Here is a 24096-nt window from a genome sequence, read left to right as displayed (position 1 = left end):
ATTGGTTGATGCAAAAAGTTTTGATTTCTAACTCATTCATCATAAATTTTTCGCTGCTGATATCTAACTTTCACTTTTTTGCCACGGTGAAGTCGGTAATTGATTGACTGATTTGACAATACAGCTTTCTAAATAAATAGGAATTTGCCCACAATTAGGACATTGCGCTCTGTTATCTGGTTTGCTGTCGGTTTTACCTTTGGGACGAGGCTTTGAGTTTTGGGGTGTCATAAAAACCACTTCAATAGACAGTGGTGCTTGGCATTTCTGACATTCGCAAATTAATAGTTGCTCTGTAGGGCTTGTTTGGTAGACTTTGAGATGTTGAGCAGGAAAGAACTGTTCTGGTGGTTCAGGCTGGTAATGCGATTCATCAAAATTCTCAGAAATAGGTTTGGTCATGATTACTTTAGTATTTGTTGCCAGTAGCTAATGGTAGTGACCTGCAATGCTAACTCTCTTCTATGATTTTGACTTGAAATATTGAATATGCGTTAGCTGCATCTTGGTAAAATCATAAATTTATCAGCTTTTTTGTCAAGTTGCAGCCGCGATGCTTGCGGCTGGCTAGGCCAACGCATTTGAGTTGATGGTATCTCAATATTGCTCGGTTAAGGATTTTCAACTCGGAATTTACTTTGGGGAAAAGGTGAAAGGGTAAGGGTTAAAGGTTTTTCTTGCCCCTTTTCCCTTCCCCTTAACCGACAAGTATTGGATGATATCTCCGCGATCGCCATTTCTCTATTAAGAATTTTGGCACTTCACTTCTAGTAAAAATGGGATAGGCAATTGCCCATCCCACAAAAAACCTAAGTTATGCTAATTACCCTTCAATTCGAGGGTGTACTTTAGGTTCCAGAAGTCCAAGAATTGATGTACTCAATTTGGTCTGCTGTGAGGGTATCAATGTTAATTCCCAAAGCCTGTAATTTCAGGCGGGCAATTTCTTCATCTACTTCTCTAGGAACTGAGTGTAAACCTGGTTCGAGTTTACCTTTGTTCTTCACTAGGTATTCCACAGCTAAAGCTTGGTTAGCAAAGCTCATATCCATAACGGCGCTGGGGTGTCCTTCCGCAGCCGCTAGGTTAATCAAGCGTCCTTCGCCTAGAACAATCACTGATTTACCGCTTGGCAATTTATACTCTTCAGTGAAGGGGCGTACTTGCTTAACTTCTTTAGCTTGAGATGCTAAATATTTCAGGTCAAGTTCAATATCGAAGTGACCGGAGTTACAGACGATCGCGCCGTCTTTCATCGCGTCGAAATGTTCACCACGAATTACGTGCTTGTTACCTGTAACTGTGATAAACAAGTCACCTTGAGGTGCAGCTTCTGACATAGGCAGAACGCGGAAACCATCCATTACAGCTTCAATTGCCTTAATGGGGTCGATTTCGGTCACAATCACATTTGCACCTAAACCACGGGCGCGGAGTGCTGTACCTTTACCACACCAGCCGTAACCAACAACAACAATGGTTTTACCAGCTAGCAGAATATTGGTTGCACGGATAATCCCATCTAAGGTAGATTGTCCGGTACCGTAGCGGTTATCAAAGAAATGCTTGGTGTCAGCATCGTTGACATTCACTGCGGGGAAGGTGAGAACGCCATCTTTGAACATGGCGCGTAACCGCACAATTCCCGTTGTAGTTTCTTCAGTGGTGCCAATTAAATCGGCAATTTGATGTTGGCGTTGCTGAATGAGGGTGGCAACCACATCACTACCATCATCAATAATGATGTTGGGACGATGGTCAAGGGCAATTTGGACGTGACGGTTATAAGTTTCGTTATCTTCGCCTTTTTGGGCAAAAACAGGAATTTCGTGATCAACGACGAGGCTAGCAGCTACGTCATCTTGAGTTGAAAGAGGATTGCTAGCAATTAACACTGCATCTGCACCACCAGCTTTCAAAGCGATCGCTAGATGTGCGGTTTCTGTAGTTACGTGAGCACAAGCCACTAGGCGCAACCCAGCAAAGGGTTTTTCTTGAGCAAAGCGATCGCGGATTTGCCGTAAAACTGGCATTTCGCGTCCAGCCCATTCAATGCGCTGTCTTCCCAAGGGAGCGAGGGCGAGGTCTTTAACCTCGTGCTTTAATCGGGGAGAAGTTGCGGTCATCAAAAATGTCCTCTAAAAAGTCAAAAAAGGTACGCAATCTCTTACGTACTGTACTAGATTATTCCACGACTTGCCATTTTTGGCTGTAATCTCCAAACCAAGTCAATGGCTCTTTAAACTAGCTTGACTTTTCATCGGGGGGAATGTCAACAAGGAGGGGACTGGGGATGAGGGGGAAAGGGAAAGGGGAAAAGGAAAAAAGGGAAATTATTATTACCCATTCCCCATTCCCCATTCCCCATGCCCAATGCCCAATGCCCAATGCCCAATGCCCAAAATTCATTTATCCTTGATCAGAGTAATATCAAAAATTCCTGTAGTTATTGCTCACAATAAACAACGTATGATGTCATCTGCCTAAAGATAGATAAGCAAGAAAATTAAACACATCTACCTGAAAGGACAAATTAAACTTTAGATAGGTACATTTACTTAAATTTATTGTGGAGGATAACTTAGCGGGTATTTGATAAAAGATGTTAAGCAAGGAGGTGTTGGAGTGCGCTATCAATTTTTGGCGCTAATGAGTTCAATGGCGATCGCTGTTGTCTCTGTACCCAAAGCTACAGCCCAAATTCCCTTTTTACCTAGCTTGCCAACTCCTAGTAGTGTAAGTAAAGATTCAGATAATAGAATTGTCACAGGCTGGATCTATTTAGACGGTCGCAGGTTGTTCCAAATAGCAGCAACTAGAATAAATTTTCCAGAGCGATCGCAAAATATTCAACAAAACTTGGATGAAATTAGCCAAAATTACCTGCGTTCAGCTGCACAATCAGTCAATGTTCAGGTAGAAAAAGTTAACGAAGCACCTGTAATTACTATCAACGGTCAATACCTGATGACCGTAACTTCCGAAGACGCGAGACTGCGTGAGGAAGATGCCACCCTTTCAGCCAATCAAATAGTAGATACATTACAAGAAGCCTTACAAAGGGCAAAACAAGAACGGAATACGCAATTTTTAATTGACCAAGGGAAAATAGCAGCTGCGATCGCCCTGGCAATGATGGCTGCTAGTTGGGGTGTATATCGTTGGCAACGTCGTTCTCAACATAATGTCAAACAGCCTAACCTCCCGACTTCTCGCCAAACCCAACCAATCACCACACAACTAAATCAACAGCAACATCGGCATTTACACGAAGTCAAAAAACGCCTATTTCAGCTAACTCAAGCTGGAATTTGGGGTGGTGGTACATTTATGATTTTGGGTTTATTTCCCTACACCAGAGTTCTGCAATTAGGAATTCTCTCAGCTGCTCAAATTCCTCTGAGATTGGGGATTGTAGCATTAGGCACTTACGTAGTGATTCGATTTAGTTATGCACTGATAGACCGTTTTACCTCCACTCTCATCAGCAGTGGTGCTTTATTCGCCTCCGAAACTTCGGAACGGTTACAACTACGGGTTTCTACGTTTTCGGGTGTAACAAAAAGTATTGCCACAATTACCTGTGTCAGCGTCGGCTTTTTGTTAGGATTAATCGCTTTGGGGATAGATATCCTACCCTTATTAGCGGGTGCGAGTTTAGTGGGTGTTGCCGTTTCCCTAGCGTCGCAAAACCTGATCAAAGATGCAATTAACGGATTTTTGATTATTTTAGAAGACCAATACGCCTTAGGCGATGTGATTAACGTTGGCACAGTGGGCGGCTTAGTAGAAAACTTGAACTTGCGGATGACCCAAGTTCGTGACTCCGAAGGACGCTTAATTACAATTCCCAACAGTGAAGTTAAAATTGTTGCCAATCTTTCTAGCCGTTGGTCAAGGGCAGATTTAACCATTCCCGTAGACTACCAAGCTGATATTGACGAAGTTTTGAAATTAATTACTACTGTTGCCTTAGAGATGGATGAAGATCCAGTCTGGAAACATCAGATTGTAGAAACACCAAAAGTTTTAGGAGTTGATAACTTTGGCGATCGCGGTTTAATTATTCGTGTGTGGATTAAAACCCAACCCCTGAAACAATGGGATGTGGCGAGAGAATACCGCCGCCGTCTCAAAATCGCCTTCGACCAAGCCGGAATTTTTATTCCTGTTCCCCAACAGGCAATTTGGATTAATGATGTGCAATTGCAGCAACTCCAAGAGAATGGTAAAGCTAATTAATTAGGAATGGGGCATGGGGGATTGGGCATGGGGTAAAAGTTGCAGAGACGCGATTAATCGCGTCTGTACAAAAAAGTTATTTATTCCTAGTTCCCATTACCCCTTCCCCCTTTCCCTTTCCCCAAGAATTTATAATCAAAATATGGAACAACAACCGATACAAGTAATTGGAGGTGGACTAGCTGGGACAGAGGCAGCTTGGCAAATTGCCCAGGCTGGTGTGCCGGTGATTTTCCATGAAATGCGTCCCAATCGCTTTAGCCCTGCCCACCATACAGAACATGTTGCAGAATTAGTTTGTAGTAATTCCTTTGGTGCAATGGCAAGCGATCGCGCTACGGGATTATTACATGAAGAATTGCGGCAGCTAAATTCCATTGTTATTGCCAAAGCTGATGAACACTCTGTTCCCGCAGGTGGGGCGCTGGCTGTAGATAGAGGACAATTTAGCCAAGATTTAACAGAAATATTATCTCGTCATCCTTTAATTGAATTTCGCCGGGGTGAAGTTCCTGCCATTCCTGAAGGTATTGTGGTTTTGGCAACAGGGCCGTTAACTAGCCCGGATTTGGCAGAAGATATCCGTCGCTTAACGGGGATGGAATACCTCAGCTTTTTTGATGCTGCTAGCCCCATTGTTGTTGGAGAATCAATTAACCGCGATATTGCTTTTATGGCTTCTCGCTATGACAAAGGCGAAGCAGCTTATCTCAACTGTCCCATGAATAAAGAGCAATATCTGCATTTTTGGGAAGAACTTCGCAAAGCTGAACAAACGGAATTGAAGGATTTTGAACGCGAAACAGCGAAATTTTTTGAAGCTTGTCTCCCCATCGAAGAACAAGCTTTGCGGGGGGAAGATACGATGCGCTATGGCCCCCTCAAACCAGTCGGGTTATCTGATAGCCGCACCGGAGAACGCCCTTACGCTGTAGTGCAGTTGCGACAAGAAGATAAAGCCGGTCAACTTTGGAACATGGTAGGCTTCCAAACAAATCTGCGTTGGGGTGAGCAAAAGCGAGTATTTAAATTAATTCCTGGTTTAGAAAATGCCGAATTTGTGCGGTTGGGAGTGATGCACCGCAACACTTTTATTAATGCACCTCAATTGATGCATCCCACTCTGCAATTTAAACAGCGTCCCACTTTACTAGCGGCGGGGCAATTAATTGGTACTGAAGGCTACACCGCTGCGGCTGCGGGTGGCTGCTTGGCGGGAATTAATGCTGCGAGATTAGCTTTAGGCAAAGAAACTTTAGCTCTACCACCCACAACCATGATGGGTGCGCTGTTTGAATTTATCAGTTCCGCTTCGCCTAAACACTTTCAACCCATGCCGCCCAACTTCGGTATTTTCCCGGAATTGGGTGTAAAAATTAAGAATAAACAAGAGCGCTATGGACGCTACCGCGATCGCTCTTTGGCTGACTTAGCAAACTGGAAACTTGCAATGTAGCAATATATAGATGACATCTTCATCACTGTAATGTTCTCCGTTAGGGGTTTAGGAATGCTCGACTTCCTAAACCCCTTAGTTTTCTTATACCAATTCAAATAATGTTTGCGACAAATAAATTCTTTGTAGGGGCACGGCATCCACAATCTTGTGGTATATCGAATTATCTTACTGGTGCCGTGCCCCTAGCTACCCATCTGTCGCATTCTTTTTTCAAAATGGTATTAGCCTAACACTTATAAACTACTAAAAAGGGGAAAGTTCTTAAAATCACCATTTTCAGGGGAATTAGGGGTAAAACTTTTTTCTACTAACTAGAGGGCTTTTAAAACATTCTCTAAAATAGTTTTAATACATTATTTATCTAGTTTTTCGATTGCATTGCTAATCAATAAAAACTAAATTTTAAAATACCAATTACGGCGATACATGAAATAAAGAATCAACCACCAGAAAATTACGGTTGTTATAGCAAATAATAAGGAACCATTCAGCGCACCCGCCCAAGGTTTAAATAAATGCCCGTAAATCCAAGTGTAAGTAGTCGGTGCATCACTACCATTACCGATGTGCGTTTTAATTAAGATTCTGGCTACGAAACCAGAACCGACAAAAGCGAAGATAGCATTTAAGCCCATGACTTCAAAAGGAAAACCTAGCCACTTAAAATTGCGAACTTCGATTAATTCATAGCAAGCGGCTAGTAATAACAATGCAAAACCAGCAGTGAAAATAACATAAGAACTTGTCCATAATTGTTTATTGATAGGAAATAAAAATCCCCACAAATGCCCTACTAAAATACAACTCATCCCCACAATCACTAAATTGATGCTGGTACGACTTTGCTGAGGTTGTTTACTTAGCCATTCTCCAGTAAAGTAACCAACGAGAACGGTAACTACAGCAGGTAAGGTACTTAGTAAACCTTCTGGATCGAAGGGTTTTCCACCTAATAAGTGTTGCTGTCCTAAAATTAAGCGATCGCAGTACCCTACTAAATTACCTTCGGGTGTCAAGTTACCAGCACCATAACCGGGAACGGGAATAAGTTGCATAGCAGCCCAGTAGCCAAGGAGCAAGATTGCCGCTAATATCCATAAAGCACGACGCTGGAGATTGAGTATAGCGATCGCACTGATGAAATAAGCGAGACTAATCCTTTGCAATACGCCCATAATCCGAATTGTGGCGAATTTGGATGCAGGCGCACCATTGAGCCAGAAATCTAGAGTTAAGGAAAATAACGCTAAAAATAATCCTAATCCAAATAAAATTAAAGCTCTACGCCCAATCCGCCAATACACTGCTTTAGTAGGACGGTTTTCTTGTGTGTATTTGGATAGGGAAAAAGGCATTGCTGCACCGACAATGAACAAGAAGAACGGAAAGATAAAATCTGGAGGTGTGTAACCGTTCCACTCGGCGTGATCTAGCTGTGGATACATATCATTCCAACTTCCGGGATTATTCACTAAAATCATGGAAGCGATCGCAATACCACGAAATACATCCAGAGATTTCCAGCGCTGAGATAGTTTCATGTAAGTAGGTCTGCGAAATTAAAGATAACTGCTGAGGCTGTCATTGGTCATTGGTCATTGGTCATTAGTAAGGGTTTGAAGCTTATTGACGGTTCTTAACATAGTTTGGTTTTTCATCGATTTATTTCACATCAAGATTTCAGGTAAGCTAGCAATCGGTTTAAGTTAATTAAGTAAGCCGTTAGAAATAAAGCAAACTAGATTACGAAATCTAAAAAGGCTTGAAACTCTTACCAATGACAAAGCGCAAAGTCTGAGCGGAGGTTTCCTCCGATCGGAACTTTGTAAGAATGACAAAGGACAAATGACAGCCTTAACTAGTTATCTTTCTTTGCAGCGACCTACTGAGCGATTGAACATAACTATATTAATCAGGGAAAAACCTTGATCCTTTCCCCTGCAAAACTTTACATATTTTGTTTGAATCGCGCACTTCCTGAGGAGATGTCACGTGGGGTTGAGTTCAGTTTTCGGGTTGCAAATCCCAATTATTGCAGCGTTGCTATTTATCTTGTGCTTATCAGCTATCTTTTTTTACTGTTTTGCCATATACGCAGCGATCGTTTTTTTTCGCCAACCCCGCGAGTTAGATTTAGAATTCCACCCCCCGGTGAGTATCCTCAAGCCTATTTGTGGTGTTGATCGCGATGCTGAGAATAACCTGGCTTCATTTTGCCAACAAGATTATCCCCAATATCAAATTATCTTTGCGGTGCGCGATCGCCAAGACCCTGCTATAGAAGTTATCAATCAAATTATCCAGCAGTTTCCTGATATCGATATTGATTTGGTGGTAAGCGATCGCATTATTGGCGCTAACCTGAAAGTCAGTAATTTGGCGAATGCTGTAACTGCGGCGAAACATAAAATTTTGCTCATCGCTGATAGTGATATTCGCGTTGGTAGAGACTATTTGCAACGAGTCATTCAACCATTCAAAGACGAGAAAGTTGGTGTAGTTACTTGTTTATACCGTTCTCTGGCTCAAGGATGGGTAACAATTTTAGAAGCTATTGGTACAGCTTGCGATTTTCATCCTGGTGTTTTAGTTAGCAACCACCTGGAGGGGATTAAATTCGCCTTTGGTTCTACGATTGTAATTCGTAAACAAGCCCTAGCCGCAATGGGGGGATTTGATGCGATCGCCGATCATCTGGCTGATGATTTCCAACTAGGCTATTTACCCGCCCAAGCTGGTTACAAAGTAGTGCTATCTGATTACATCGTCGATCATGTGTTAGACGATAGCAGCTTGGCTGATGTGATCCAGCGCCAAATCCGTTGGGCGCGTTGTATCCGAGTTTCCCGCCCTGGGGGTTATCTGGGATTACTGTTTACTTTCGGTACAGTTAATAGCTTGCTGTTTTTGCTAGCTACAGGAGGATCAATCTTTGCTTGGGTTGTACTCGCTATTACCTGGATAATGCGATCGCTGATGGCTTGGGTGGTTGGCGTAACTATGCTGAAAGATTCAGTCGCTAAACAGTTTTTTTGGTTTATTCCTGTACGTGATTTGTTCCACTTTGCGATTTGGTGTAGTGGCTTTGTTGGTAGCACCATAGTTTGGCGCGGACAAAAATTTAAGTTGAGCGCAGGTGGTAAATTAATTTTCTTAAAAGAATCATGAGCATATTTTCCTGAATTCTCTGTAAAAACTGCGATCGCCTTTTATAGATAACAGAGGTTTTATTTGGTGAATTCTCTAAATGTAGAGTCAGGCAATTTATTTTTCAGCAATAATTTAGGTTAGCTATATATTTGATTGTCTATCTTTAAGAAAACGTTGCAATTGATGAGTGAAAACGTCTAAGTAGGTAAAGTTTATTTTCAGTAGAATCTATCAGAAATTAAGCGTGCTATTTTAAATACATGAAGCTAATCAAGCTTCCCTGGCAGATACAACAGCCAAGTTGACAAAGTACAAGTTAGTTAAGAGGTAAAAAAGCTGTTAATTCGTCTGTCTCGTCAGCTAACAACAACACCCAACTCGAAAGCTAATATTTCCTCAATATAGTAAAGAGGGGGATAATACAAGTAAATTATTATTACATCGCGAGTATGTAGATAATTTTTGTAGCCCCATCTGCAAAGCCAAAGTCAGAGGAAATCACTAAGCAGGTCGCAGCTTGGGTGTTGTTGTTTTTAGAGGTTTTTGCCAAAATTTTATAGAATTCGGTTAGTTCAGGTAGGGGCATAACATTGTTATGCCCTTAAAATTATCTGCACCTCAATCAGTTAGAGTCTGGCGTATTTATTAAAAAGAATTGTTGCCATTTATAAATCAAAATATTTTTAAAAGTAAAGTTTAGTTTCATACTGAATCTATCAGAATGAAGCGTGCTATTTTAAAAATATGAAGCAAATAAAGCTTCATTCGGCGAATACAACAGCCAAGTTGACAAAGTCCAGTTAGTTAAGAGGTAAAAAAGCTGTTAGATAGTCAGTATCGCCAACTAACAACAACACCCAACTCGAAAGCTAATATTTCCTCAATGTGGTAAAGAGGGGGATCATACAAAAGGTTAATTACATAGCGAGTATGTAATTAGTAATTGTAGCCCCGTGTGCAAAGATAAACGAGAGGAAATCACTAAGCAAGTCGCAGCTTGGGTGTTGTTGTTTTTAGGAGTTTTTGCAAAATTTGATAAAATCACAAGATTTAGATCCCCGACTTTTTCAAAAAGTCGGGGATCTGAGCAACAACGTTTATCTAAACCAAGTCTGTAATGGAAAATTGGCGTTGACGGTCTAGTTCCTGAAGTTGCAGTTTTTCAGTATAAAAAGCTTGATAATATGATTGCCATCTTTCTGGTTCTGCTTCTGGATCGGTTTCTTGCCATAGTTCCAAAAAGTGACGATAGCGCTTTTCTCGCATTACCCTTTCCATACAAGCGATCGCAGCTTGAACAACTTGCGGAGTCCGCATGATATCTTTCTTGCTTTTCTCATTTAAATGAAACAAATGAGATACTAAATTCAAATCTTCAGCTAATTCTAGGTATCTATCTTGGAGATTGGAGATTAAGTCTATTTGCTCTATGGTTAACTCGATAATTTTTTGCCACAAAAAGCGGTGGTGAGAAAGGCTAAATTGTAAATCTCTCTCTTCTAATGCATTTAAAATCGCTTCGCGCTGTTCGGGACAATGTAAGTAAATCCGCAATAATAAGCCTTCTGCACGTTCTAGCAAACCACGTTCACTATTAGTAACTGCAGCTTGAGAGGCTTTATTGTTCTCCCATTTTTTTTTAATTTGTATGGGTTGAGAAGTGTTGTTAGCGGGAGAAATTTGAGTCAGCAGATTTTCGACTCTTAGGGGAATTAGTCTGCTATCTCCCAAGCTGAGGATTTCTGCACAATAGGAAATATAATAATTTTGCGTATCTTTATTGACTATATTTATCAGTAATTTTACTATATTTTGAGTGACTTGCTGAAAATCTGTAGGCTGTTTTAAATCGCGGTCTTTAAGGATTTGGTCAATCTGCCAATTGAGCCACAGGGGAGCATTAATTAAAAGTTGGCGATAGTCTTCTGAGGTATGACTATGTAAGTATTCATCAGCATCCTTACCATCGGGGATGTTAAGAATTTTCAGTTGCACTTCGCCCATATAAGCGAGTTCGGCAATTTCGCCAATCGCTCTAGATGCGGCGTTAGTACCTGCATTATCCGCATCAAAGTTAAGAACTAATTGTTTTGAGTCGGTATAGCGTAATACCAAGCGGACTTGATCTAAACTTAAGGCAGTACCCAAGGAAGCGACAACATTATTAATTCCTGCGGCGTGGAGAGCGATCGCATCAAAATATCCTTCTACCACCACAGCTTGATCGAATTGGGAAATCCCAGATTTAGCTTGATCGAGGGCGAAGAGAGTCTTACCTTTACTAAAAAGCTCAGTTTCCGGGGAATTGAGATATTTTGGCTGTTCATCGGTGAGGGTTCGCCCACCAAAGCCAATTACCCGCCCTTGAATATCCCGAATGGGAATCATCAGGCGATCGCGAAACACATCATAATAACCGCCCCCTTCCTTACGGGGTTTAATCAATCCCGCTTTTTCTACTAGTTGTACTGGGTAATGTTTACTATCTACCAAATAACGGTAAACAGTTTCCCAACCTGCGGGAGCATAACCTAAACCAAATTGCTGTATTGTTTCTTCTTTGAGAATGCGATCGCTTTTGAGATACTGTAGAGCTTTTTGCCCCGCAGATTGTCTGAGAGCGTGTTGATAAAACTGTGCTGTAGAAGCGAGAACTTCATATAATTGCTCACGCAAAGACAGCTGACGCTGCAATTCTTGTCTTTGCTCAGGTTCTAAGGTTTGTACAGGTACTTGATAACGCCGTGCAAAATCTAGTACCACTTCCACAAAGGAACGCTTACCCACGTCCATCACAAACTTAATCGCATTTCCCGCCGCTTGACAGCCGAAGCAATAATACATTTGCTTAGTCTGACTAACAGTAAAGCTAGGGGTTTTCTCATCGTGGAACGGGCATAATCCCACAAAATCTTTACCGCGCTTGCGTAAAACTACATACTCAGAGACGACATCTACAATATCAGCACGTTGTTTAACTTCTTCAATTGTATCCGGGTGCAAGCGGGGGATTTGCATAGTTTGTTATTTGTCCTTTGTCATTTGTCGTTAGGTAATGGGTAATTGGTAATGGGTAATGGGTAATGAGTAATGAGTAATGAGTAATGGCTATTCTCCCCTGCACCCCTGCTTCCTCTGCTCCCTCTGCTCCCTCATCTCCCTCATCTCCCTCATCTCCCCAATCACCAGTCCCCAATCCCCAATCCCCAACCAACTTGGGAGAAAAGACAAAGGACAAATGATTAAGTACTCCTGATGGATATTATATTGTTGTTGCTCAACCAAGAAATATAGATAGTATGGCTGAGGCTGAGTCTTATAAGAGGAAATACTGAAGATGGGGCGTATTTTTATTTCTGCTGCTCACGGTGGTAAAGAAGCTGGCGGAATCGATCCAGGGACGATCGCAGGCGGGACAACAGAAGCTAGAGAAATGATTCTGTTGCGGGATTTGATTGTAACAGAACTGCGGGCGCGGAGTTTTGAAGTTTTGTCTGTTCCCGATGATTTGAGTGCAGCGGATACAATCGCCTGGATTAATGCTCGTGGACGTTCCACCGATGTGGCGTTAGAAATTCACGCTGATGCAGCTACTAGCCCAAATGTGCGCGGGGCTAGCGTCTTCTATATTGCGAGTAACGATCAGCGTAAAAGCAATGCGGAACTGCTTTTAGTAGGACTTGTACGCCGTGTACCCCAATTACCAAATCGCGGAGTTAGACCTGATACTGATAGTGGATTAGGTAAGTTAGCATTTTGCCGACAAACTGCGATCGCGGCTTTGTTGATGCAAGTAGGATTTCTCAGCAGTCCAGAAGATAGGTCTTTATTGCAAACCCGTCGCCGTGATTTTGCTTTAGGGATTGCCGATGGCTTGGCATCCTGGAGTCGTGTAGTTGACCCCAGCCAAGGTAATACACCAGAGGTAACTTATCCTCCGATTAATATTAGTGTTAATGGGCAAAATTACGCCGAAAAAGGCATACTTGTTAATGGTAATGCTTACATCCCCATTGATTTAGCAGACCGCTTGCGAGTTGATTTATCAAAAGTTCCCGAAGTTCGCCGTATTACCTATCATAAAGTAGTGTATGTTAAAGCAATTGAACTGCGAGACTTTAATGTTTCTGTGGGTTGGGATGCGGCAACAAAAACTGTACAATTGCGTTCTATTTTGGTAGTTTGCCCCGGACAGTTAGATAGAATAGTCTCGAATGGCAACACTTCAGAAGTGCAGTTACAAGTATTCTTGAGAAATAATAATGAGAATGCTTTAGTAAGATTTCCTGATATACCAAAACTCTACCGAGAAGAAGCCAGCGTAGAAGGAGTTAATTACGATATAGCCTTTTGCCAAATGTGTGTAGAAACTGGATTTTTACGCTTTGGTGGTGATATTAAACCCGAGCAAAATAACTTTGCTGGTTTAGGGACAATTGGCGGCGCTACACAAGCAGCATCTTTTGAAAGTGCCAGAATTGGTGTGAGGGCACATATCCAACATTTAAAAGCTTATGCTAGTTTAGAACCTTTAGTAAATGAAGTTGTAGACCCCAGATTTCGGTTTGTGACACGGGGAATTGCACCCTTAATTGATCAATTATCCGGGCGCTGGTCAGCAGATTTAGATTATGGTGCGAAAATTACAGCTATGGTCAAACGGTTATATGGTATTTGAATTAGCCGGATTGAAATTACTAATGGCGATCGCACCAAAGTAATAAATTTGTAAAAATAGAAAAGACGTAAAACATCAACTGTAATTCAAATGCTGAGTCAGATAACAACGCGACGCTTTACAGTGAACGAATACCATCGTTTAATTAAATTAGGTTTTTTCCACGAAGACGAACGTGTCGAACTCATTCGCGGCGAACTAGTGCAGATGATAGCTAAAGGAACAGCACACACAACCTGTTGCAGAAATCTAATTCGAGAACTAGGTCAACTAGTCGCAGGGAAAGCTGAGTTACAGTGTCAAGACCCTATAAATTTACCATCAGGTAGTGAACCAGAACCTGATTTTGCTATAGTTCGTTCGACAGCAGATAACTATTTATCTGCACACCCTACGCCGCCAGATATATTTTTAGTTATTGAAATTGCGGATTCATCTTTAGATTACGATCGTAATGTCAAAATGCCTTTATATGCTGAGGCTGAAATTCCTCATTACTGGATATTTAATTTAGTTGTTAAGCAATTAGAAGCCTACAGCGAACCTTATCAAGATTCTCAAGGTAATTTTGGCTATCGCTTCAAACGGATATTTTTAGCGAATCAATCAGTAGAATTACCTTTGCCTTTATCTCCAACGCTAGATTTAGCTGCTGTTTTTCCTCGTCAATTTACTTGATTTCCAATAATAACAGCTGATATAGCAGTAAATATTAAGTAGGGAAGCCACTGCGTTGCACGGGTTAAGAGCGTTGTAGCAAGTAACGCACCATCTTTCTCGGTGCGTTAGCGATAGCGTAACGCACCCTACAATTTAAGGTTTTCGCAAACATTATTTGATTTGGTATCAGCACTCATTATGCTGTTTTGAAAAAGCGGATAATTTCGCGCACATGATCGAGAAATTGTCCGTCTGTGGAAAGTTGCGCGATCGCATTTCTGGCTTCTCTCGATAATCGTTCGTGTTCGGTTTGGTTGGTGGCGCGCAGTTCTTCTAGATTGGCGGCGATTCTGGCTAAGTCGCGGCGGGTTTCTTCACTAAACCGTTGTTGAGTTGCGGGAATTGAATAAGAGTTTTCTGAATTCAGCTGTTCTTCTAAGGATTTGACTTTTTCTTCCAATATCGAAAAGCGATCGCGCAGTTCCACAATATCTTCACGGGGATATTGCCATTCTTGACGAATCATCCGCAATCTTGTGTATAAATATTCGTAGGCGCGGATTGCTGGACGGAGAACAGTTAGTAACAAAGCTGCACCGGAACTGATGTATCCTACAGCACTAATACCTGTGGCGGCGAGGGTATAAAGTCCAATGGTGGAAATGATATGTAAAGCGATCGCCAACCACAGCGATCGCTTGGCTAAAAGTTTGACATACTTTAATTGTTTCTCATCTACAGGAATTCCCTTTTCTTTGGACTGTGCGCCTTCTGCTAACACTTCTTTCGCTTGAAAATGTACATTCCAGGGTACGGTAACAATTACCAATAGCCACCAAAAGCTTGCGCCACCAATAGCCCAATCGAGAAAGCTACCAGCCGGGATGTGCAACCATTGCAGGATACCAAAAGTCCCCAGTACGATCACTAAAATTCCAACAATAGAACTCACAAAAAAATTAATATACATATTGCCCTGCCTATAGTGAAATTGTTACCTCAATCATGGCTAGGCTTGGGCAGTTTTACGGTAATCCCTATGATAGTTTTTAGAATTGCACAATTAGCTACAAGATGAGATAGCTATGCCAAATAGGTTGAGTATCTTTATTTACCCTTTCTGGTAAAAGCAATCGCCAAGTTTTACCTTCTCGTTGAATTTGCAGATAAACTTCAAAAGGTTGTTGCAGTTGCGTCAAGCGTCTCTTAGGTAATTTGATAATTAAGTCGTAGGTTCCCCGTACCCGGAAAGCAGGTAAATTTTCGATAGTCAGGGGTTTTTGTTCGCTAATTGCTAGCTTTTCAATATCAAAGCCTTTTAAGTCTAAATCCAGCTTTTGGCTAAGTTGTTGTTGCGTTTGTTCTAGCTGAAGTGCGATCGCTTTTTGCACTAACTGATTAGTGGGTAGCAGCCCAATCGTACCACAGGCTGTCAATAGCACTAGTAAAGCTGTCAACACTAACCGCAACATAGTTATTTTTTACAGATCACTCTCCAGCGATAGTATAGCGGTTGATGAGCCAAATTCTCTAATCTACTATGTCAACGCGAACTCTTGGACTGAATGAACAACTCTACAGTTATTTGCTAGCAGTTTCCCTCAGAGAACCAGAAATTCTGCAGAGATTGCGTCAAGAAACAGCCAGCCATCCTAGCGGGAATATGCAAATTTCTCCCGAACAAGGACAGTTTATGAGATTGCTGGTGCAGTTAATTGGTGCGAAGAAAACCTTGGAAGTTGGCGTTTTTACGGGTTATAGTTCGCTTTCGGTAGCCTTGGCGCTGCCGGCTGATGGTAAGATTATCGCCTGTGATGTTAGCGAAGAATATACTGCAATCGCGCGATTGTATTGGCAAGAAGCCAGAGTAGCCGATAAAATTGACCTGCGATTAGCACCAGCTTTAGCAACTTTAGATAATTTGTTAGCCACTGGGCAAGCTCATACCTTTGATTTTGCTTTTATTGATGCCGATAAAGTCAATTATGACGGCTATTACGAGCGCGCTTTACAATTGATCCGTCCGGGGGGATTGATTGCGATCGATAATGTTTTATGGTCAGGCAGAGTTGCCAATCCAGAAATTCAAAATGAAAGTACCCAAGCTATTCGCATCTTCAATCAAAAGTTACGCGACGACGAACGGGTAACAATTTCTCTAGTTCCTATTGGTGATGGTTTAACTTTAGCTCTCAAAAGACATTAGAGTTTATTTAAAAATAAAATTACCGTAGGGTGCGTTGTCGCGCAGCGCAACGCACCAGCATAGCTAAATATCGCGCTTCCGATATTGGTAAGGTACAGCAATAAAAAATTAACCGCAGATGATAGAGGATAAACGCTGATAAACGCTGATAAATTTGTACTTTCACTAAACTACGAAACGCTATATATAGGAATCCGATTTGATTCCTGAAAAAATATCAACTGTACAAAGTTTGACTTCCGCACAGCGGTACTAATTTTCTTGATCGAGCAACAAAATATAAGGCCAAAGTAAAGCTTTAATACAACAGACAAACATAGCAACTAAATTTGCTGCCCAAACTATGGGAAAATTAGTATATTCGTATATCTCGGTGAGTTTGTTTCTCAGTTGCAGCCATTGAATAATAGCACCTAAAGTATAAGAAGTAGCGGCAATAAATAGCCAAATAGAAATATGCATAATGTTACCTACCTAATAGTAGTAGACATGGCAATATCAGAAGTCTTACTCAGTTAAAGTGTGAAATCCCTATGCTCTCAATGGTTTTGACAGTTGCATAGCTAGAATTACATTTGCTATTACCATAAATAGCACCTCAAACCTCTTAAGCATCACCTCCTCTAGAATTAACCAGTGGGGTTTATTGATATTTCGTCAGATAGTACTTGATTATCTAAAGAACTACAACAGCTATGGCGCTCATTCTGAAAAGGAAAGCCGATAAAAATTCTAAATTTTTCCTAAAATTTATTCTTATTGTTTAACTTCTACGTCTGTAGTCATAGTTGGCAATTAACAAAGCCGCCTTCAATCGCGAAAATGTAGCTTTTACAACAATTTAATAACTTCTTGCTTGATAATACCAAAAGTTTTAGATGATGCCGTACTCACTGCGCTCACCCACCCTTGTACCTGAGAAATTAAATATACTTGTCGCCTATTGTGGTTTACCTCTACGCAGAAATTTAATTTTGGGTGATTACTGATTACAGCAATCATGTATCATCTAGAAAGTATCTTCTGTAACTAATAACTTCTAAACTTAATAGTTGTGTTATTTATTTAACCCTTGAGTTTTTTAGGTATTTTATGCCGCGAACAAAATCGTCAAAATCTCACTCAGTTCCAGCTACACCATTAGCACTCTCGGAGTTACATATCTATTTAGATGCGTTAGAAAAGGAACATCAATCGCTACTAAAACAGATTAAGCGCAAGCGCACAGAATTAAAAAACTTTGTCGAAAAAATGCGCTCTTTAGCAACGGAGATATTTCATCGCGCTACTCCCAAGTTAAAGCAAATGACTGATATTGATCAGGAAATTCATGCGCTATTTGAGGCAATATTTACTACCAGGAAGTTAGGTAAACAAAGCTTAAAAAATATTAAATTACTTTATCGTAATCTCCAGTTGGCAGGAGTGATTAGTCCTAAGATTGAAAGTCAGCAAGAAGATACAGAACTCGATGAACTATTTGAAAATTTGCGACAAGAGTTTGATTTCGAGGAAGAGAGTGAAGGAAATCGCGATCAACATCACCAAAGACAGCAAGAATGGGGAGATAATTCGGGAAATCGAAAAGATGAATCTCGGAAAATTCGCCAAACATTTCTCAGATTAGCGGAAATCTTTCATCCAGATAAGGTGAAAGACAGCGAAACGCAAATGTACCACACAGAAATCATGAAGGAAATTAATAAAGCTTACCAAGAAGGAGATTTAGCTAGACTTTTAGAAATTGAACGTCAGCATGAATTAGGCGAATCTATTGATAATAATAGCGAGGATGATTTAACTAGAAGATGTAAGACTCTAGAACAGCAAAATCAAATTTTGAAAAATCAATATGAGAATTTAAAACGGGAACTGCGTCAGGCGAAACATACTCCTGAAGGTGCAATGGTTGCAGATCATCGCAAAGCAGCCAAAGCAGGTGTAAACTCGATTTCCCAAATGTTAAATGAAATCGACGCTCAAATGAATATGGTGACAGAAATTCGGGATTTTGTAAAAGATTTTAAGGAACAAAAAATTACAATTCAAGAGTTTCTCAATGGCCCAGGAATATTACATGATTTGAACCAGGAAATTATGGCAGATATTTTAGAGCAGATGCTATCAGAATTACAAGGTGTCGTCAGATTCTAAAATATAGCTATTTTCAATATCTACACCGAGATTAAACCTTGGCCGCCGAATTGGTAGTGTAATTACAAACTCTGCACCTGTATCTGGTGTTGATTGACATTCTAATTTTCCCTGGTGTTTATCTACAATAATTTGGTAACTGATTGACAAGCCTAAACCTGTGCCTTTGCCAACTTGTTTAGTGGTGAAGAATGGATCAAATAAATAAGGCTTGATGCTGTCGCTAATGCCAATACCATTATCAGCAATGTAAATTTTTATTTTATCTAATTCATCGAGTGCTGTACGAATACAAATTTGAGGAGTATCAGTCATCTTGCCTTGAATAATGGCATCATCTAAGGCTTCGATGGCATTCATAATCAGGTTGATAAATACCTGGTTAAGTTGTCCTGCATAACATTCAATTACGGGAATTTCTCCGTATTCTTTACTGACAATAATTTCTGGACGTTCGGATTTTGCTTGCAGGAGGTTTTGCAAAATCATTAAAGTACTATCAATACCTTCATGAATATCCACAGCTTTAATTTCCGCTTCATCTAGACGCGAAAAATTTCTCAGTGAGACGACAATATCGCGAATTCTTTCTGCCCCAACTTCCATAGAACGGAGAATTTTTTGCAAATCCAGGGTGATAAAATCCAGTTCAACATCGGCAATTTGCTCTTGTAGTTGCGGTGTGGGTTGGGGATATTGTTGACGATAACATTGCAATACATGGATTAAATCATTAATGTATTCTGTGGCAGGGGAAAGATTGCTAAAAATAAAGCTAATGGGGTTATTAATTTCATGAGCAATTCCTGCTACTAGCTGTCCTAAAGCCGACATTTTTTCATTTTGAATCAGTTGCATTTGAGCAGTTTGTAAGTTTTTAAATGCTGTTTCTAATTGTTGTGTTTGAGCATTTAATTGTGCTGTGCGCTCGGCAACTTTTGCCTCTAAAGTATGAGAATATGCTGCTAATTGGGTATTTGCTTGTTGGAGTTCGGCTGTGGTTTGTGATAAATCGGTGTAAAGCTGCGCGTTTTCTAGGGAGATAGCAGCTTGGCTGGTTAAAAGTTGCACCACTTCCAAGCGATCGCGGGTGAAAACTCCGGCTGTCAGTTGGTTTTCTAAGTACAATACACCCATCAACTCGCCTTGATTGAGGATGGGAGTACACAGCACACTGCGCGGTTGCTGGGAGGTGATGTAAGCATCACTAGCAAAGCGTGATTCGCTAGCGATGTCATCAATTACCAAGGGTGCAAAGGTGCGCTTGACATAATTGATCACAGCCAGGGGGATGTCTTGGCTGGCTTCTAAAGGGATAGCTGAGAGGTGAATTTGAGAGAGAATCTTGTCTCCATCAAAGCTAGCTGTGGCGGCGATCGCTAACTGCTGGTGCTTGGTTAATAACAGTACGCATTTTTTCGCGCCAGTATTCTCTAGCATGACTTGCATTAAAATCGCCAAGAGTTGTTCGAGTTGAATTTCTGAGGCGATCGCTTGAGAGGCTTTCAAAAAAGCAGCACAGTCTATTTGTGCTGAAAAATTAATGTTAGTGGTAGATATAGTGCTTTTTTGGCGAGATTCAGTTGCTAGCAGCGATAAATTTTGATTTTTCTTGAATAAGCGTGGATATTGTGCTTCTAAAAGTTTAACTTGGGAGATGGCTCCCCATTGGATGTAAGCTTCTACCGCCTCGCTGAGATAAAGTTGAGCAATATTGGTTTTACCTTTGGCGAACCAAAACTTTCCAGCTAATTCCTTAGCTAAAGCGACATTTTGCGTAAAGCCATGAATTTGCGCCGAGGCGATCGCGCGATCGTAAAGATCCATCGCCTCTAATTCTCGGTTGGTAATCCGCGCAATCTCTGCTTGAATTAACAAATAGCGATGCTCAAAGTTTTCCGGACAAGAATTTGCCCAAATTTTGATTTGGTTTTGATGCGTAATTAAAGTTTGCCAATATTGACGTTGTCTTTCTTGGGATGCTTGGGGATAAAGCGCTGCTAAAATTAAAGCGTGAGCAAAAGGATAACTAGCTGAAGTGGTAAAACCAAAAATCGCCGGCAGATATTTTTCTGCTTGGGTGATGTGGTATAAAGCAATATCAAATTGTGCTTGTAAATAATTTAATTGCGCTTTGAAAATATGCGCGATCGCCAGAGTCATAGCTGATTGACTCATTGGTTGTAATTCTGGTGAGAATGTTTCTGAGTCATCGCCAATTAATTGATTAATTACCTGTTGGATTTCCAGTAACATCTCAGATATGAATGTATTTTTTGTTTGGTGAGTAAAAGGCAGAAATTTGCTAATATCTGCACGAATATGATTTAAGTTAGCGCCTTGAAAATATTGATTGCATATATTACCCAGCAAGTTATAACCAGCAAATTGTACTTCTCCTGTATCTAAACCAGCTTGGTAGCCAGCATTGTTAATAGCAATTGCTAAATGCGCGGGTTTACTCCAATTATGTAACCAATTACCCAACAATAAATTTACTTTACATTTTTGACCGCGATCGTAAAATTTGTCAGCTATTTGAGTTGCTAGAATGCCAAATTCATATCCTGTACGATAATCTCCTAAAGTCGAACCTAAAAGAAAACCATAATTAACATAGGCTTTAGCAGATTCCGCCACATTACCATATTTAATTGACAAATTTGTCGCTTTAACTGTCACAAAAATATATAAATCCAGCGCGGAACTAATATAAGTAGGTGGATCTAAACTAATTAATAATTTAATGGCAGAACTATAAATTGGATTTGTATTTACGGGTGCATCCAACAGCGAAATGACTGGGCGATTTGCTAAACTAGCGGTAATTTCCGCAATTTCGGCATCAATCAAAGATTTAATATTAGCATCAGAAAAATTAATATCCAACAGAGATAAAGCTTGTTTACCCACCTCAATTGCTAGGGCATAATCAGCTTGCATTGTATGCTGCACAATTAATAGATTATATAATTCAGCTTTCTGGGGTGCTGATTTTATCTGGATTAATGCTTCTTTAATCAGGGCATGAGATTGAATAAAATTACTATTTAAATACTCAACTTCTGCAAGTTCCTTGTAAATTGCAAAAGTTAATTCATATTCTGTTACCCAGCTATTATCGACTAACAATTGCATAGCAGTGGCTAAATATTGGGATGCTGTGGCGTAAGCTGTGGCAGCTTTAGCTCTACGTCCTGCTTGCAAATTCAATCGCGCTACTTGCTCTTTTTGGGTTGGCTCGGTAATTAATTGTAATCCTATATTCAAATGATTGACAAGCTCAAAAATATGCTCTTCTTGTGCATCATTAGGAATATTTTTTAACAGTAAATTACCAATTTGCAAATGCGTAACTTGTTTTTGGGATTCATCAATTAAAGAATAAGCAGCTTGTTGGACGCGGTCGTGGAGAAAATCATAAATATAATCATCACCATTAAAAAAAATGCCAGAACTATGAAGTTGAGATGTGTTATCTTCTTGGTAGAAAAATTTATATGTTTGGCTTCTAGCTACAATTAAACCTTCAGTTAAAGCTGACCATAAATTAGCGGCGGTTTCTACCAAAGGTTTTTCATAGACAATTGCTAAAGTTTCTAAATCAAATGTATTACCAATACAAGCCGCTAACTTTAAAATATCTTGTGTGGCTGCTGGTAATTTCTGCAATTGCAGCACCATAAACTCCACAACATTATCTGTCAGTTTTAAATTGTCTACCTGATGCAAGTCATATCGCCAGATCCCAAATTCCGGTGCAAAATTAATATGCCCTTCTGCATAAAGGCTTTTTAACATTTGCAAGCTAAAAAAAGGATTTCCTTGGGTTTTTTGATAAATTAGTTTAGCCAGAGGTAATGCTTCTTTTAACGTACAGCTTAAACTATCAGCAAATAAATGATTGATATCAGTAGCGGTGAGTGGTGCTAAAGTAATTGTGGTGATTTTATTTTGAAATTGAGTATTACGTAATTCATCTAATGTCAGCATTAAGGGATGGTTCTCTGTAACTTCATTATCCCGATAGGCACCAATGATTAATAAACTCCTAATTTTAATTTCACTCATTAACATTTTTAATAATTGCAATGATGCTGTATCTGCCCATTGCAAATCATCTAAAAATATCACTAAAGGATGTTCGGGAGTGGCAAATACCTGAATAAATTTGCGAAATAAGCGATTAAATCTTTGTTGTGCCGCACTACCCGCAAGTTCTGTGACAGGTTGTTGGTTACCAATGATTCTTTTCAGTTCGGGAATCACATCAATAATAACTTGAGCATTATCTCCCAAAGCCGCTAAAATTTTAGTTTTCCAATCAGCAATTTGGCTATCGCTTTGGGTAAGAATTTGTGACATCAAATCCTCTAAAGCTTGCACAAAAGCAAAAAAGGGAATGTTCCGTTGAAACTGGTCAAACTTACCTGCAATAAAATAGCCTTTTTGCCGCACAATTGGCTTATGAACTTCATTAACTACAGCAGTTTTCCCAATACCCGAAAAACCTGCTATTAAAACTAGTTCACTTTGAGATAATAAATTATAATTTGCTGTCTGTTCTCTATTACCTGCAACCCGGTCAAATACCTGTAGTAAAGCCTCAACATCGCTTTTACGTCCATAGAGTTTTTCTGGAATTAAAAAGCGATCGCTAATATCTCTTTGTCCTAGTGCAAAAGGTGCGATCGCACTGTTTTTTTGCCATTGACTAAAACAATGTTCTAAGTCATATCTTAAACCAGCCGCACTCTGATAGCGGTCTTCGGCATTTTTCGCCATCAGTTTCATGACAATATCAGATAGTACTTGGGGAATTTCTTTGCTGTTACCCAATGCCATAGGCATTTTAGCAATATGACAGTAAACCAACTCCATAGGATCGGCTGATTCAAAGGGTAACTTTCCTGTCAATAACTGATAAAAAGTTACACCCAGCGAATAAAAATCTGTGCGATAATCAATACCCCGATTCATTCTGCCAGTTTGTTCTGGAGAAATATAAGCCAAAGTTCCTTCTAAAACATTGGGATTTTGTATTTGTTGACTTTCTTTTGGTAATAAAGAAGCAATAGAAAAATCAATAATTTTAATTTGCTTAGTTTCGGGATGAATCAAGATATTAGCAGGCTTAATATCTTTGTAAATGATGCGTTGTCTGTGCAATTCACCCAGAGTTGCAGTAATTGCGATCGCAATCGGAAAAAATTCTTCTAGAGGTAACTTATCCCCAACCAGATGTTGCTTCACGTAATGGGATAAAGATACACCACCATAATCTTCCATTACCAGCACATAGCCATTACCATATTGTTCCAGGCTGTATGGTTTAACAACACCGCAGATATTGAGATTTTTCGTAATATTGTACTGGTTACGAAATTGGATAACTTCATTGAGACTCGGATAATCATTCCGCATCAATTTTAAAATTACAGGATGTGAATCTAGCTTTCTAATTCCCCGGTAAACAACTGTTCTATCTCCCGCATAAATTTGTTGCTCAATTTGGTACCCTGGAACTTTAAATAATGCAGTCACCAT

17 protein-coding genes are annotated in these 24096 nt (G+C 40.2%); 7 read left to right on the top strand and 10 right to left on the bottom strand.

Features of this window, described 5'->3' with window-relative positions:
• Nucleotides 1–63: 63 nt before the first annotated feature.
• Together HGR01_RS18955 and ahcY are read right to left on the bottom strand one after the other, a co-directional pair.
• Nucleotides 64–402: a hypothetical protein gene (locus HGR01_RS18955; protein ID WP_045871099.1), complete on the bottom strand. Its 339-nt coding sequence runs from the start codon at nucleotides 400–402 to the stop codon at nucleotides 64–66.
• Between the two features lie 446 nt (nucleotides 403–848).
• A complete protein-coding gene (ahcY, locus tag HGR01_RS18950; protein ID WP_045871100.1) occupies nucleotides 849–2126 on the bottom strand; it encodes an adenosylhomocysteinase in 1278 nt (425 codons plus the stop codon).
• 499 nt (nucleotides 2127–2625) lie between these two features.
• Here ahcY and HGR01_RS18945 point away from each other — a divergent pair, with 499 nt between their 5' ends.
• The gene (locus HGR01_RS18945; RefSeq protein WP_045871343.1) at nucleotides 2626–4242 is read left to right on the top strand and encodes a mechanosensitive ion channel family protein; all 1617 of its coding nucleotides are present in this window, start codon (nucleotides 2626–2628) and stop codon (nucleotides 4240–4242) included.
• 142 nt (nucleotides 4243–4384) lie between these two features.
• Entirely contained in the window at nucleotides 4385–5698 is a 1314-nt protein-coding gene (trmFO, locus tag HGR01_RS18940) for an FADH(2)-oxidizing methylenetetrahydrofolate--tRNA-(uracil(54)-C(5))-methyltransferase TrmFO (RefSeq protein ID WP_045871101.1), read from the top strand.
• 398 nt (nucleotides 5699–6096) lie between these two features.
• On the opposite strand, the gene HGR01_RS18935 is transcribed toward trmFO, so the two are convergent.
• Nucleotides 6097–7242: an acyltransferase family protein gene (locus HGR01_RS18935; RefSeq protein WP_045871102.1), complete on the bottom strand. Its 1146-nt coding sequence runs from the start codon at nucleotides 7240–7242 to the stop codon at nucleotides 6097–6099.
• A 457-nt stretch (nucleotides 7243–7699) separates the two neighbouring features.
• Here HGR01_RS18935 and hpnI point away from each other — a divergent pair, with 457 nt between their 5' ends.
• A complete protein-coding gene (hpnI, locus tag HGR01_RS18930; protein ID WP_228045608.1) occupies nucleotides 7700–8869 on the top strand; it encodes a bacteriohopanetetrol glucosamine biosynthesis glycosyltransferase HpnI in 1170 nt (389 codons plus the stop codon).
• Between the two features lie 1083 nt (nucleotides 8870–9952).
• On the opposite strand, the gene dnaG is transcribed toward hpnI, so the two are convergent.
• Nucleotides 9953–11869, bottom strand: a complete 1917-nt coding sequence (gene dnaG, locus HGR01_RS18925; protein WP_096621656.1) for a DNA primase — start codon at nucleotides 11867–11869, stop codon at nucleotides 9953–9955.
• Nucleotides 11835–12047, bottom strand: a complete 213-nt coding sequence (locus HGR01_RS18920; RefSeq protein ID WP_155539306.1) for a hypothetical protein — start codon at nucleotides 12045–12047, stop codon at nucleotides 11835–11837. Before HGR01_RS18920 ends, dnaG begins: the two co-directional genes overlap by 35 nt.
• A gap of 141 nt (nucleotides 12048–12188) precedes the next feature.
• Between HGR01_RS18920 and HGR01_RS18915 the strand changes: the two genes are divergently transcribed.
• Nucleotides 12189–13529 (top strand): N-acetylmuramoyl-L-alanine amidase, encoded by a 1341-nt coding sequence (locus HGR01_RS18915; protein ID WP_045871104.1) that lies wholly within the window; start codon nucleotides 12189–12191, stop codon nucleotides 13527–13529.
• A 90-nt stretch (nucleotides 13530–13619) separates the two neighbouring features.
• Nucleotides 13620–14207: a Uma2 family endonuclease gene (locus tag HGR01_RS18910; RefSeq protein WP_045871105.1), complete on the top strand. Its 588-nt coding sequence runs from the start codon at nucleotides 13620–13622 to the stop codon at nucleotides 14205–14207.
• A 178-nt stretch (nucleotides 14208–14385) separates the two neighbouring features.
• Here HGR01_RS18910 and HGR01_RS18905 read toward each other — a convergent pair whose 3' ends face one another.
• Complete coding sequence (locus HGR01_RS18905; protein WP_045871106.1) at nucleotides 14386–15159, bottom strand: hypothetical protein; 774 nt, start codon at nucleotides 15157–15159, stop codon at nucleotides 14386–14388.
• 97 nt (nucleotides 15160–15256) lie between these two features.
• Nucleotides 15257–15661: a hypothetical protein gene (locus tag HGR01_RS18900; RefSeq protein ID WP_045871107.1), complete on the bottom strand. Its 405-nt coding sequence runs from the start codon at nucleotides 15659–15661 to the stop codon at nucleotides 15257–15259.
• Nucleotides 15662–15729: 68 nt separating this feature from the next.
• Between HGR01_RS18900 and HGR01_RS18895 the strand changes: the two genes are divergently transcribed.
• Entirely contained in the window at nucleotides 15730–16395 is a 666-nt protein-coding gene (locus HGR01_RS18895; RefSeq protein WP_045871108.1) for a class I SAM-dependent methyltransferase, read from the top strand.
• Nucleotides 16396–16414: 19 nt separating this feature from the next.
• Here HGR01_RS18895 and HGR01_RS18890 read toward each other — a convergent pair whose 3' ends face one another.
• Nucleotides 16415–16561 carry a hypothetical protein gene (locus tag HGR01_RS18890; RefSeq protein ID WP_155539308.1) on the bottom strand — a complete coding sequence of 49 codons (147 nt, stop codon included), beginning with the start codon at nucleotides 16559–16561 and terminating at the stop codon, nucleotides 16415–16417.
• An 86-nt stretch (nucleotides 16562–16647) separates the two neighbouring features.
• A complete protein-coding gene (locus HGR01_RS18885; protein ID WP_045871109.1) occupies nucleotides 16648–16857 on the bottom strand; it encodes a hypothetical protein in 210 nt (69 codons plus the stop codon).
• Between the two features lie 630 nt (nucleotides 16858–17487).
• On the opposite strand from HGR01_RS18885, the gene HGR01_RS18880 reads away from it, so the two are divergent.
• Nucleotides 17488–18549, top strand: coding sequence for a J domain-containing protein (locus HGR01_RS18880; protein WP_045871110.1), 1062 nt, complete (start codon nucleotides 17488–17490; stop codon nucleotides 18547–18549).
• On the opposite strand, the gene HGR01_RS18875 is transcribed toward HGR01_RS18880, so the two are convergent.
• The gene (locus tag HGR01_RS18875) at nucleotides 18526–24096 is read right to left on the bottom strand and encodes an ATP-binding sensor histidine kinase (protein ID WP_045871111.1); all 5571 of its coding nucleotides are present in this window, start codon (nucleotides 24094–24096) and stop codon (nucleotides 18526–18528) included. The two genes, HGR01_RS18880 and HGR01_RS18875, sit on opposite strands and share 24 nt — an antisense overlap.

The sequence above is a fragment of the Tolypothrix sp. PCC 7712 genome (genome assembly GCF_025860405.1).
Taxonomy (GTDB): Bacteria; Cyanobacteriota; Cyanobacteriia; order Cyanobacteriales; family Nostocaceae; genus Aulosira; species Aulosira diplosiphon.
Note: the sequence above shows the minus strand (reverse complement) of the source record. Positions and strands in the feature narration are given on the sequence as shown.

Excerpts from the sequence above, each read along its gene's own strand:
- HGR01_RS18955 (WP_045871099.1), bottom strand. The coding sequence starts at position 402 with ATGACCAAACCTATTTCTGAGAATTTTGATGAATCGCATTACCAGCCT.
- HGR01_RS18895 (WP_045871108.1), top strand. The coding sequence starts at position 15,730 with ATGTCAACGCGAACTCTTGGACTGAATGAACAACTCTACAGTTATTTG.
- ahcY (WP_045871100.1), bottom strand. The coding sequence starts at position 2,126 with ATGACCGCAACTTCTCCCCGATTAAAGCACGAGGTTAAAGACCTCGCC.
- HGR01_RS18880 (WP_045871110.1), top strand. The coding sequence starts at position 17,488 with ATGCCGCGAACAAAATCGTCAAAATCTCACTCAGTTCCAGCTACACCA.
- dnaG (WP_096621656.1), bottom strand. The coding sequence starts at position 11,869 with ATGCAAATCCCCCGCTTGCACCCGGATACAATTGAAGAAGTTAAACAA.
- HGR01_RS18910 (WP_045871105.1), top strand. The coding sequence starts at position 13,620 with ATGCTGAGTCAGATAACAACGCGACGCTTTACAGTGAACGAATACCAT.
- HGR01_RS18935 (WP_045871102.1), bottom strand. The coding sequence starts at position 7,242 with ATGAAACTATCTCAGCGCTGGAAATCTCTGGATGTATTTCGTGGTATT.
- HGR01_RS18905 (WP_045871106.1), bottom strand. The coding sequence starts at position 15,159 with ATGTATATTAATTTTTTTGTGAGTTCTATTGTTGGAATTTTAGTGATC.
- HGR01_RS18875 (WP_045871111.1), bottom strand. The coding sequence starts at position 24,096 with ATGGTGACTGCATTATTTAAAGTTCCAGGGTACCAAATTGAGCAACAA.
- trmFO (WP_045871101.1), top strand. The coding sequence starts at position 4,385 with ATGGAACAACAACCGATACAAGTAATTGGAGGTGGACTAGCTGGGACA.
- HGR01_RS18915 (WP_045871104.1), top strand. The coding sequence starts at position 12,189 with ATGGGGCGTATTTTTATTTCTGCTGCTCACGGTGGTAAAGAAGCTGGC.
- HGR01_RS18885 (WP_045871109.1), bottom strand. The coding sequence starts at position 16,857 with ATGCATATTTCTATTTGGCTATTTATTGCCGCTACTTCTTATACTTTA.
- HGR01_RS18900 (WP_045871107.1), bottom strand. The coding sequence starts at position 15,661 with ATGTTGCGGTTAGTGTTGACAGCTTTACTAGTGCTATTGACAGCCTGT.